We start from the raw sequence: 13717 nt of genomic DNA on the forward strand, positions 1-13717 counted from the left end.
GGCCAAAGTGGTCACCCGAACGGTGGCTTTGCGGTTTCTCTACGGTCGTGGATTCTTCTTCTTACTTTCAGGTCGTGCGGGTCGGGGGACGCGCGCTGACCAGGCCGAGGGGGCCACCTTTCGTGAAGCGTCGAAGACTGGCGCGCGGGTTCAAGCTGCGCGTTTTCGGGTTGGTTGTGCTCCTGCTGGCAGGCGTGCTCGGGATAGTCACCGCGAGCACGCCGTCAAAGCCGAATGTCACCCCGGTGGACTCCGCGGCCGATGCGGTCGCGGCGTTCGCGGCTGCCCGGCGGCAGGGGACGCAGGTTGAAGTGGCGGACCAAACCACTGAGACCAAGCGAGTCTTCGCCCAGCCGGACGGGCAGTCGACCGCGGAACTGGCTTCCACGCCCGTGCGCGTGCGGCACGGCAACAGTTGGGTGCCAGTGAATGCGACTCTCGCCAAGTCTGCCGACGGGGCGGTCCGGCCACAGGCGACGGTGAACGACCTGTCGTTCTCCGCCGGTGGCGATTCCCCGCTGGTGACGCTCGGCAAGGGCGACAAGAAGCTGTCCTTGGCCTGGCCGCACAAGCTTCCCACTCCGGTTCTCGACGGTCCGAACGCTACCTATCGCGAGGTCTTCCCTGGTGTCGACCTCGTCATGCAAGCGGTCGCGGACGGCTATAACCAGCGGCTCGTGGTCAAGAACGTTGAAGCTGCCAAGAACCCGGCGCTGCGCGCGGTTTCCTTCAAGCTGTCCGCGGCTGGGTTGTCGGTCAGCAGCGATGAAGCGGGGCAGGTCAAAGCGACTGATCCGTCCGGGAAGATCGTCTTCTCCGCGCCCTCGTCGTCGATGTGGGACGCACGCGGGCCAGAGACAGCCAGGGTCCAGGTCGGAGCGTCCGTCAAGGATTCGATGCTGGTTCTTCGTCCTTCGGCCGCGATGCTGGACGATCCATCGACGCGCTTCCCGGTAGTGATCGACCCGGACATGCGCGGCTGGAACCAGTCGATGTGGGCGAAGGTGTTTTCCGGCAAGCCGAACCAGACTTATGTCAACGGCACGAACGACGCCGACGCGTGGGCGAAGGTCGGCAACTGTGACTTCGCTGGCTGCAACGGCATCGGCTTGGCACGGACCTACTTCCAGTTCGACACGACGTTCCTCGCCGACAAGATCATCAACGACGTGCACTTCGACACCACAGTGGTCTACGGGCCGCAGTGCAGCACCAACAACCACAAACTGTTCCTCGCCGGAGCTGGGCTCTCGTTCGGCACCACCTGGAACAACATGCCCGGCGGCGGCCAGGTCGGTCCGGACGCGCAGGTGCCGAGCAACTACCCGGGCTGTGACGGGTACAAGGGCGTCGGCTTCGACCTCAACCCCGGCGATGTCCGTCCCGGCACGGTGAGCAACTACTATCTGCAGGCGGGCAACGAGGGCGATCGTGCCTGGTGGCGCAAGTTCGACGTCCCGACGACCTTTCTTCGGGTCTGGTACAACAGCCGGCCGAATTCGCCGTACGAAGTGAAGACCGATCCGCCGTTGCCTGCTCCGTGCAAGTGGTGCGGCGGCAAGCCGTACGTCGGCGACAGCTCTGTCCGGCTGCTGGGCAGGCTGTCCGACCCGGACGGCAACGATCAGCTCAAGGCGATCTGGGACATCTACGGCGGTCCGGCGGCCGAGCACCGGGAGCCGGACATCTACCAAACGTCCGGCGCGTTCGCGAGCACGACCGTCGACTTGTCGGGTCGCAACGGCCAGTCAATTACCTGGAAGGTGACCGCGTTCGACCGTGCCGACCGCGGACTCTCCACGTCGGGACCCGCATTCGTGGTCGACCAGGTCGGCGTGGACAAGCCTCCCGCGGTGGCCGCGCCGGTGTATCGCGAGGACAACACCTGGCACGGCGGTGTCGGGGTGTTGGACACCTTCACCTTCACCGCGAACGGCGTCGCGGACATCGACCACTACCTCTACGGCTGGAACAACGCGCCCTCGACCAAGATCGACGCGGATGCACTGGGCGGCAAGGCATCGGTCACCCTGGCACCGCCGGGAGACGGGCCGCGCGACCTGTATGTGCAGAGCGTCGACCGGGCAGGCCACCGGAGCCCGGTGAAGGCCTACCACTTTTACGTTCGGGCCGGGAACGGGCCGCTCGCCCAGTGGTCGTTCGACGGTTCCCCCAAGGACTCCGCGACGCTCGGCTTCCGGGACGCGACGCTGCACGGTGCTCCGTCCTACGTGCAGGGATCGATCGGGTCCGCGTTGAAGCTCAACGGTTCGAGCGACTACGCGACGGCTCCGGTTTCGGCGAGTACTGCCGCCGGATTCACATTCGCGGGCTGGGTCAACCTCGCGGCCAAGACGTCGAACTGGGAAACGTTGCTCAGCCAGAACGGAAGCGCCGCGACCATGGCTCGGCTCGGCTATACCGGTACCGGATCCGACAAGTGGGCAATGGAACTGCGTCCGTCGGACTCCGCTTCGGCCGCGCCGACGACGATCCTCTCGCCGGAAAAGGCAGCGTCGGGAACGTGGACGCACCTAGCCGGGGTGTACGACGCGGCTGCGAAGAAGGTGCGGTTCTACGTCAACGGCGACTTGGCGGGGACTGCGGACTGGGCCTCGCCGTGGGCCGCCAACGGAGAGTTCGCCTTGGGCCGCAGCACACCTTCAGGTACTGGCACGGACTACTTCTCGGGCGCGATTGACGAAGTCCGCACGTACGACCGGGCTCTGGGCGATTCGGAAGTGAAGTCGATCGTCACGCTCGACAATGTGACTGCCGGGTACTGGAACTTCGACGACGCTGAGGGCACCACGGCCCGCAACAGCGCCGCGGGCGGCGAAATGGCCGCGCTCCACACCGGAGCGGCGTTCACGCAGCAGGGAGCTGTCAACAGCGCTCTTGCATTGGACGGCACACAAGGCTTCGCCTCGACCGCCGGGCCCGCGGTGCGTACGGACCAGAGCTTTACGGTCAACGCATGGGTGCAGCCGAGCAAGCTCGGCGACATGGCCGCGGTGTCTCAGGACGGGGTGAACGCTAGCGGCTTCTACCTCAAGCAGGCCGCCGGAACCTGGGTTTTCGGCATGAACGGCGCCGACGCCGCTGGAGGAGCGGCCGCCGAAGCGAAGTCAGCGGCGAATACGGTTCAACCGGGGGTGTGGACGCACCTTTCGGGGGTGTACAGCAGCTCGGCCAAGACACTGACGCTGTTCGTGAACGGCGTCCAAGCCGGAACCGCTCCTGCACCCGTCGCGCCGTGGATGGCGAGCGGCGCGTTTGTGATCGGCCGCGGACAGTACGGCGGGCCGACGGGCTTCTGGGCCGGAGCGGTCGATGAGGTGCGCGCGTACAGCCGCCCGCTTGGGGTAGCGGAGATCCAGGGCATCGTCGCGCAGAACAGCGTCCCCGCCGCTTCGTGGGCGCTGGACGGTGATGTGAAGGACGCCTCGGGCCGCGGCCTGAACGGCACTGTCGTCGGCAAAGTCGAGTGGACTCCGGGGCAGAACAACAACCCGGACCCCAAGGACCTCGCCGCGAACTTCACTGGCGCGGAGGGTGCGGTGTCCGCGCCGCCTGCGGTCGACACCACGAAGAGTTTCTCGGTCACGAGCTGGGTCAAACTCGGCGTGAAGACCGCCGGGGTCGGGTCGGTGGTGAGCCAGAGCGGGTCTCGTGCTTCGTCCTTCATCCTCGGCTACACCGGCAGTGCGGCCGATCGGTGGGCTTTCGCGATGTGCGCCGCCGACTCCGACGCCCCGCCGGCTGTGCTGGTGCAGTCGGACCAGCCGGTGCAGACTGGGGTGTGGACCCACCTCGTGGCGAGCTACAACGCCGCGACCAAAGAAATCCAGCTGTACGTCAACGGGACGCTGACCGGCACGAAGACCGTGAACGCGGTCTGGAACGCGACCGGCGAGTTCGACATCGGCCGGGGGAAAGCCGACGGGGCATGGGGAAGCCAGCTTTCCGGAGCCGTCGACGACGTCAAGGTCTACCCCCGTGCGCTGCTCAGCGACGAGATCCGCACGATGGCGGGCAAGGAACTCAACCTGGTCCACAAGTGGCAGCTCGACGAATCGAGCGGTGCCAACGTGGCCGATTCGGCCGGCGCGCGGGCAGGTTCGCTGAACAGCGGCGCGCGCCTGGTATCCGGGCGGGTCGGCAACGCGGCCTTGTTTGACGGCAAGACCGGAGCGGCTTCGACCACCGGCGTCGATCTGCGCAGCGATGACAGCTTCACGGTGTCGTCGTGGGTGTATCTGGATCGCAAGAGCGACACCACGTCGAAGTTCACCGCGGTGAGCCTCGACGGCGTGCACACGAGCAAGTTCCGGCTCGGCCACGTGGCGGACGACATGTCGGCGTTCTGTTTCGACGGCATGTCGAACGAACCGAATGCCTGCGGGAAGTGGGTATTCGAGATGTCTGGATCCGATGTGGACAGTCCGACTGTCGCCAAGGCCGCGGTGTCCACCTTGCCTGCGGAAATCAACACCTGGGCGTTCCTGACCGGCGTGTACGACAAGCAGACCGGCAAGACCTGGCTCTATGTGAACGGCAAACGGGTCGGCGACGGAACGCTCGACTCCGCCTGGCAGGCGAGCGGCGGCGCGGAGTTCGGCCGGGGGAAGGTCGCCGGCGCGCCGGCACAGTTCTGGCCGGGCCGGGTCGACGACGTGCGGCTGTATTCGGGGGCGCTGGACCGGGACCGGATCTTCGCGCTGTATTCCTCGTACCCGGCGTTGGACGAGACGCCGCCGGACCTTCCGACAGCGGATAAGGCGTACTGGAAGTTCGACGAGAACACTGGCACCACGGCGGGCGATTCGAGCGGACAGGGCAAGACCGCCACGCTGAAGGGCGGGGCCGAATGGTCCGGCGGGCGCAACGGCGCGGCGGTGTGGTTCGACGGCACGTCGGGCTACGCGGAAACCTCTGGGCCGGTTCTCGACACGACGAAGAGCTTCTCCGCGACTGCGTGGACGGTTCTCACCGACGCCGGGACCCACGACTACGCGGTCTTGGGCCAGGACGGCAACTGGGCCAGCGCCTTCCAGCTCCGCTACAGCGGCAGCACGGGCAAATGGACGGTGGCCGTTCCGCAGGCGGACCAGGACAACCCGGCAGTTACGACGATCGTGTCGGACGTGAAGGTTTCACCGCGTGAATGGACGCATCTCGGCGTCGTGTACGACGCCGCAGCGCACGAAATGAAGCTTTACGTCAACGGTGCGCTGACCGCGATCCAGATCGGCGTGACGATCGGCGCGTCGAGCGGTCCGTTCACCATCGGCCGCAGCAAGTGGAACGGCCAGAACACGGGCTTCTACGCCCGGGCCGTCGACGACGTGCGCGTGTTCGGCAAAGCGCTCAGCGACGGGGAAATCCGCCGGGTGATCGCGGACGTCTCCGAGGCGGACGCGGGGCAGTGGCATTTCGACAACGGCACCGGGCGCGACTACTCGTGGCGGCACAACGACGCGACATTGTCCGGCGGGGCGTCGGTCGTCGCCAACGGCGTCATGGGCAACGCTTTGCAGCTCGACGGGACAAATGGCACCGCGACCACATCCGAGGTCGGAGTGCCGATGACCCGAAGCTTCACGGTGTCCGCGTGGGCGAAGCTGGCCCGCACCGACCGGGTCGCCACCGTGGTGAGCCAGGACGGCACGCGAATGAGCGGGTTCGCTCTGCAGTACCGGCCTGAGGTCAACCGGTGGATCTTCGGCGCGGCTACTCAAGACAAGGACGCCGCACCGCTGAACTACACCGCTTCCTTCCAAGTACCCGAGGCGAATCGGTGGACTGCTCTCACCGGGGTCTACGACGCCGCCGCGAAACAGTTCCGCATTTACGTGGACGGACAGCTCGGCGGGGTGCAGAACAACGTCGCACCCTGGCCCGCCGCCAAGGGATTCGCCATCGGCCGCGGACTGGTGAACGGCAGCCCAGCAGAGTTCTTCGCCGGCCAGATCGATGAAGTTTCGACGCACTACGACGTGTTGTCCGACGACGCGATCCAGCGGCGAGACAACTGGCCGGCGACCGCTGCCGGGCAGCTCGGACGGTACGTCGACGGTGCGGGACGCCGGGCAACGGCCGCCACAGCCAATCCCGCACCAGCTGGTCATCATTTCGACCGGCCGCTGGGCCTGCTCATCGACAACAGTCAGCCCAACACCCGCACGCTGTTCTCCTGCTACGCGGGCGTGGACGCCTTCACCTCGCCGGACCCGGCTTGCGAAGGCCAGTCGGTCGGCGGCCCGATCGGATCGGTGTACACCGTCCAGCCGACGAACCTCGACACCGTCGCGGTCTACCGCTGCAACACCGGTCCGGACCACTTCGAGTCGCTGGACGCGACGTGCGAAGGAGCCACGGTGGAAGGAGTGCTGGGCTACACCCTCGCGTACGCGCCGCTTCTCCGCTACAACAACAGGACGACTGAGGACCACTTCAGCACTTCCGCCGGAGTGGCACCCGGATACTTCCTCGAGGGACCGCTGGGCTTTGTGTCGCTCGGTTCTCCTTCCGGTACGCAGCCGCTCATCAGCTGCCGCAGGGACACTGACCAGTTCGCGTCGCTCGATCCCGCTTGCGGCGGGAAGACAGTGATCGGCGCGATGGGTCGCTTGTGGACGGCCGCCCCGGCAGGCGTCGAGGCGCATGCGATCTATCGGTGCTCCAGCCCCGCCGGCGAGTCGCTGGTGAGCGCGAGAGCCGACTGCGAGGGCTGGGTCGTCGACCAGCCGCTGGGCTACACACTGGACAAGGTGCCCGACCCGGCTCCGGTCTTCCCCGCAGGCGTTCGAGCAAGTTCCGCACTGTTCCTTCCGGAGAAGTCTGCCTCGGTCCAGGAAAAGACCGCTGTTTCGCCTGGTTGATCCGTCCCGAACCGCTGCGACGGCGGGTGGTCCCGCCACCCGCCGTCGCGCCCGCCTCGCGTTCCCAGGACCTCGTCCTGCCCAGCCTGGAGGAACCATGCGTAAGTCGCCGACGCACCGCACTCGTCGCGGCATCACCGCGGCGCTCATCTGCTCACTCGTGCTCACCGCCGTCAGCACCGAGAACATCGCGAGCGCGGCCGGGGGACCCAGCGTTCCGCTGCCGAACGTCAAGTCCACCAACGTGACTCAGCAGACAATGACGCCCCGCGCTCCGGACGAGGCATCCACTCGCGCACTGCGCGGAAACCAGCCGGCCGGATCGACCGCGCCGGACGGCGGCGGAAACTCCAAGGCGACCTCCCTCAGCCCGTCCGCGACGTGGGACGTGAGCGCGCAGACCGGCGACTTCAGCTGGTCTTACCCGCTCGAAGTCCCGCCAGTGCCCGGAGACCTGACCCCGAACCTCGGACTGTCCTATTCATCGTCCGCAGTGGACGGACGCACGAGCGCCACGAACAACCAGGCATCGTGGATCGGCGACGGATGGGACCTCGCACCGGGGTTCGTCGAACGCACCTACGGCTCGTGTCGCGACGATAAGGAAGGCGGCACCACGCCGCCAAAGGTCGGCGACCTGTGCTGGAAGTCCGACAACGCAACTGCGGCCTACAACGGTTCCGGCGGCATGCTGATCCACGACACAGCGAAGAACGTGTGGCGGCAACGGAGCGACACTGGCGCACGGATCGAGCACCTGACCGGTGCGGGAAACGGCGCCAAGGACGGCGAGTCCTGGAAGATCACTACCACTGACGGCACCCAGTACTTCTTCGGCTCGACCGCCTCGGCGAACTCCACCTGGACCGTCCCGGTCTACGGTGACGATGCTGGCGAACCCTGTCATGCCGCGAGCGGCAATTTCGAGGAATCGTCCTGCGTCCAGGGCTACCGTTGGAACCTCGACAAGGTCATTGACCCGCACGGCAACGAGATCCTCTACACCTACGACGTCGAGACCAACAACTACGGCCAGAACGGCAAGGACACCCCGGTTTCCTATGTCCGCGGCGGAACCCTGCGGGAGATCCAGTACGGACTGAACACCCATGTCTCCGCACCGGCCGTGGGCAAGGTCGTCTTCACAACGGCGGACCGATGCGTCCCGGGCAGCCAATGCACCTTCGACAAACCCGAAAACTGGCCGGACGTGCCGCTTTCCGACCGGTGCGACACCGCGAGCTGCAAAGAGCACCCCAGCCCGACGTTCTGGTCGACGAAACGCCTCGCCAAGATCACGACTCAGGTACGGTCGGGCGCCGGCTATACCGACGTGAACAGTTGGTCCCTCGATCAGCAGTTCCCGGACCCTGGCGATGGCGAGAAAGCGGCGCTGTGGTTGAAGAGCATTACCCGAACCGGTCTGGTGGGCACGCCGATCTCGCTCCCGCCGGTGACGTTCGAAGGCAAGCACCTCGCCAACCGCGTCGACAAAGCCGATGGCATCGGACCGCTCAACCGCTATCGCCTATCAGCCATCGTCTCCGAGTCAGGCGGCGTCACGACCGTCAACTACGCCGACCCGGACTGCACCGCGACGTCCTTGCCCGCGAATCCCGAGACGAACACAAAACGTTGCTACCCGACGACCTGGGCACCGAGGTACTTCGCCGAGCGGACTGACTACTTCCAGAAGTACGTCGTCTCGTCGGTCGTCCAGTCCGATCGGATCAGTTCGAGCACCGAGCAGCTCACCAGCTACGAGTATCCGGAGGGCGCTGCCTGGCACTACAGCACGTCCGAGTTCACGGCGGATGACAAGAAGACCTGGAACGAGTTCCGCGGCTTCGGGAAGGTGATCGTCCGAAACGGACGACCAGACGACCCGGCTGGACCTCAGACCTATGCCGAATCCCGCTTTTTCCGCGGGATGAATGGGGACAAGCTCCCCAACAACGGCACCCGTTCGGTCTCGGTCTCCGACGACGAGAACGGCAGCCATCTCGACGAAGACTGGCTGCAGGGGTACACGCTCGAAACCATCACGAAAAACGGCGCGAACGGGCCCGTCGTCAACAAGACCATCAGCGAACCCAGCTGGCAGGGCCCGACGGCGACCCGAGGCGCGTTCAACGCCTACATTGTGCGCCCGGGTACCTCGCGGAGCTTCAAGGCACTCGCCGCTGGCGGCTGGCGGACTACGAAGACGACGACCTCATACGACGCTAACGGACTGCCCACCCAGGTCAACGATCTCGGCGATGTCAAAGACACTGCCGACGACCGCTGCACTACGACGACGTACGCGCAAAACACCGCACTGTGGATGATCTCCTACCCGTCCCGGGTCGAAAACATCGCAATCGCTTGCGGAACACCTCCGGTCTACCCGCGCGACGCTATTTCCGGCACGGTGTCGACGTACGACAATCAAGCCCCCGGTGCCGCACCCATTGCCGGAGACGTCACGCTCGCTCAAGATCTCGACGCGTACAACGCGGGGAAGCCGGTCTACCGGACTACCGCGAGGACCGAGCACGATCTCTATGGCCGCACCACAAAGGTGACCGACGCCGCCGGTCACGAAGCTACCAGCACGTACACTCCGGCGACCGGTGGGCCGGTCACCCAACTGGACACCGCCAACGCACTCAAGCAGAAGACGACCACGATGCTCGAGCCCGGGTGGGGCGCGCCCAAGACCACAACTGACGCGAATGGACGTGTCACGGAGGTCGCCTACGACTCGCTCGGGCGCGACGCCGAGGTGTGGCAGCCGAATCGGCCGCGCTCCGACAATCCGCAAGGAAGCATCCGTTACGCATACGACATCAGGAATGATGGGCCAAGCGCCGTTTCGACGACGAATGTGACCGCCAACGGCCGGTTCACTACGTCGACCGCTATTTACGACAGCTTTTACCGACCGCGGCAGGTGCAGGAACCTGCTCCTGGCGGCGGTCGCACGCTCGTCGACACCCGGTATGACTCCCAGAACCGGGCTTACAAGACGACCCAGCCTTTCTACAACGACCAGAACGTCGACACGAAGCTCTGGGTGGCAAGCGACACCGAAATCCCCGGTTTCACGACCAAGGAGTTCGACGGCGTGGGCAGAACAATTGCCTCCGTCTACCAAGCGGGCGGCACTGAGAAGTGGCGTACTACAACCGCCTACGGCGGCGACCGGATCAGTGTGACGCCACCGGCCGGCGGCGTGGCCACGACCACAGTCACCGATGCCCGCGGACACACGCGTGCACTGCGTCAGTACCACGGTCCGCAGCCGACAGGCGATTATGACGAGACCGCTTACACCTACACGACCGGAGATCAGCTCGCCTCTGTCACAGACTCGAGCGGCAACCACTGGACCTACAGTTACGATCTCCATGGTCAGCTGACGCAAGCTGACGACCCTGACCGCGGCACGGCGAAGTACACCTACAATCAGCTCGGTCAGCAGACCAGCGCCACCGACGCCCGTAACGTCACCCTCGCCTACAGTTACGATTCCCTCGGCCGCAAGACCGGCATCTACCAGGACAGCACCGCTGGCACCAAACTCGCGGAGTGGGCCTACGACACGGCGTTCAAGGGCATCGGACAACTGGCCAGCTCCACCCGCTGGGTCAACGGCAACGCCTACACCAACAAAGTCAATGCGTACTCGCCGCTCTATCAGCCGGCGATCCAAACCGTCACCATTCCCGCCAGCGAAGGACCTAAACTGGCTGGCTCGTACCAGACTTTCCTGTCGTACAACCCGGACGGCAGCCTCGGCGGCTCCAGCTTCCCCGCAGCGGGAGATTTGGCCACCGAAAGCATGCTCTACGTCTATGACGACCTCGGCCACCCGCTCACGACCACCGGCACCGACGACTATGTGACCGAGTCGAACTACAGCAGGTACGGCGAGATCCAGCGACTGCAACTCGGCCGAGGCGACCACCGGGTGTGGCAGTCGTACTACTACGACGACCACACCAGGCGGCTCGACCGGTCCATCGTCGACGCGGAAGTTCCGCACCCGATGCAGGCGGACACCCACTACGCCTACAACCCGGCCGGAAACGTCACCTCGATCTCCAACACTCCGCAAGACCAGCCTGGTGACACCCAATGCTTCCGCTACGACTACCTGCAGCGTCTTACTGACGCCTGGACTCCGCCCGCCGCAGCGTGCGGCAACGACCCTTCGGCTGCTGCCCTTGCGGGTCCAGCTCCTTATTGGCAGTCATTCACCTACGACAAGTCCGGCAACAGGCTGACCGACACTCGGCACGCGACGTCCGGCGATGTCATCCGGAAGTACACCTATGCGGAGCCGGGTGCTGCTCGGCCGCACTTGCTGAACACGAGAAGCTCTGCCGGACAGCAGGACGCGCAATTTACCTATGACGAGGTCGGCAACACTAAAACCCGACCGGGGAGCAGTGCGCAGCAGACGCTCGAATGGTCTCTTGAAAACCAGGTGAGCGAGATAGCCGAGGGAACGTCCAAGACCAGCTTCCTGTATGACGCTGACGGTGTGCGCCTAATCCGCCGCGACGCGGAAGGTGCCACGTTGTACCTGGGACAACAGGAGGTTCGTGTCGACCGCACGACCGACAAAGCGTCGACTACCCGATACTATGCTCACGGCGGGCTGGCCGTGGCGGTGCGCGCGCACGGTGTTCTCGACTGGATCGCCGAAGATCATCAGGGCACTTCGAAGATCGCGATCAAGTCGACGGACCTGACGGTTCGCCTGAAGTATCAGGAACCCTTCGGGGCGCAGCGAGGCGCTGATGCGCAAATGCCGGGAACGCGAGGTTTTGTCGGCGGTGTGAACGACTCATCCGCAGGACTGGTACAGCTGGGCGCGCGCGAGTACGACCCCGACCTCGAGCGGTTCCTGTCTGCCGACCCGGTCATGGATCCGGGAAATCCTCAGCAGATCAACGGGTACAGCTACTCCAGCAACAGTCCGATCATGAAGAGCGATCCTAGCGGGCTGAACGAATACAATGATGTCGGCCGTTGCATCGGACGTCTTGGGGACTGCGGAATCGACCCGGCGGCTCGAACCGTGGGCGGCGGATACGGTGCGGACATCAACGGCCACTACACGCACGATCAACTGGAGCGGAAGGGTGCTCTGCGTGTGCAGCGAAAGACTCCGAAGCAACGGGAGTCGATCGATTACACTCCGACGGTCTCAAGTCTGGCGGAGCGGCGTCGCGGATCGTATCGGGAGCGCATGAAGCTGGCATTGGAAGCTTACGAGGAAAACGGCCCGATGGCCGGCCTTGTAGAAATAAAGAACCAATGCAATGAGAATAATGTCAGTGAATACAACTGTGTTAGCTGGATGCAGGGGTTCTCGTACGCCGTCAACGAAGAAGAAGGATGCCCCGACTGGTCGAAGTGTCAGGTTTCGGTCGCGCTCGGCGCTGCCAGCGCCGCTGGTGCCGCCGCGCTGGGGAAGAACGTCAGGATTCCAAGGTTTATCACCGACGGAAGAGGTGTTACGGGTGATCTTCAGCGGATCAGCGAGAGGCTTAGCGTGCAAAAACAAGACAGGCACCTGGAAGGTCACCCCAAACACGTTGGTGGTGGTTACGTCAAGTCGGTTGATGACGCTAGGAAGGTTTTGTCGGCCTTTCATTCCGGTGAGGCCAAGGTTATTGGGTACTCGAGTGCTGGATATGTTGTGGTGCGTTACAATGGTGTAACTGGTTACAATAGTAATAAGGGAACTGGTCATATGGATCAGCCTACAAACGTGTTCTTCATCAAGGGTAGTGAGCATCCGAGTATTGTTCCTGCTAATCCGATGTGGGGCGGCTAGTTGTGAATGGCGCGGAGGAGAGGCCGCGGCCCTGGACTCTTAAGTGTCGCGCCGGGATCTGCGTTGTGTTACTGTCTCGGGTAGAAGATGGTTAAGTTCTTTTGCTGGGAAGATGGTGCCTTGTGAGTCGTTCGGACGAATATCCCGTGATCAGCAGGAGTCCGGATGCGCCGGCTGGCCTTGATTGGGAGAATCATGCGTTAATAATGGTCGTGCAAGCGGCGCAGGCATGCTATGGGCCCGAGGTTCTGGCGGTGAGTATAGAAGCATTGCCTCGTTCTATTGTTATTCACATGTGTGTTCGGAAGGAGACGCCTGAGCTCAACGATGATATTGAGGACATGATTGTTGACATCGAGGCTCAGAACTATGAAATAATTAGTCAATCGGTTGAAATTTTGACGAACGTTTACGTTGGTGAAACAGACGTCCGGTGGCCTGGTTATATGCACAGGCGTGTCTTTATGATGAACAATCGGGTTCGGGCACTGATAGAAAAATAGGCTCGTCAGGGCAGGCGAAAAAACTTCATGACTTGTCGCGCGATTGCTTGGCACGTGGCGTGGCCGTAGCCGCGATCAAGTATGTGGCTACGGCAACGCCGTCACTCCGCCCGCCGCCGAACTCCTCGTCTCAGCCCTCGCGGAGGCGATCAGCGACGAGAAACGTTCCGGTATTTGCTAGCCGACTCGTCGTCGAGCCTTCAGCAGGCCGGGTGTGCGGACTAATAGGTTCGAGCAACCGAGCCGCCATTTAGCGTGATGTTGCAGTTGGCAGCGGGCTTTGGCCCTATGGGCTGGCAGGATGCGAACGCGGTTCGGGCCGGCACTAAAGTTCGCACTCGTCAGGAGCGAGTCCTTTCGGTGTCCCCAATGGCCGTACTCGGCCAGTGCTTATTCGAGGCATGCTGTTCGGGCCGGGCACGCGAGGCAGATTTGTCGGCAGCTGAAACGTCGTCGGGTTCCCGTGGAATGCCAGCAATGTCCGGATAGTTCGTGCA

At 64.0% G+C, this 13717-nt stretch carries 2 protein-coding genes; both read left to right on the plus strand.

Annotated elements, in window-relative coordinates; translation table 11 throughout:
- Nucleotides 1-122 precede the first annotated feature (122 nt).
- Nucleotides 123-6884 (plus strand): LamG domain-containing protein, encoded by a 6762-nt coding sequence (locus F9C11_RS19250; RefSeq protein WP_409186249.1) that lies wholly within the window; start codon nt 123-125, stop codon nt 6882-6884.
- A gap of 97 nt (nt 6885-6981) precedes the next feature.
- Complete coding sequence (locus F9C11_RS19255; protein WP_409186250.1) at nt 6982-12717, plus strand: RHS repeat-associated core domain-containing protein; 5736 nt, start codon at nt 6982-6984, stop codon at nt 12715-12717.
- Nucleotides 12718-13717 lie beyond the last annotated feature (1000 nt).

The sequence above is a fragment of the Amycolatopsis sp. VS8301801F10 genome (assembly GCF_046195355.1).
Taxonomy (GTDB): domain Bacteria; phylum Actinomycetota; class Actinomycetes; order Mycobacteriales; family Pseudonocardiaceae; genus Amycolatopsis.

What these genes read in the sequence shown, in the direction of transcription:
- F9C11_RS19255 (WP_409186250.1), top strand. Translation starts at nt 6,982, where the DNA reads ATGCGTAAGTCGCCGACGCACCGCACTCGTCGCGGCATCACCGCGGCG.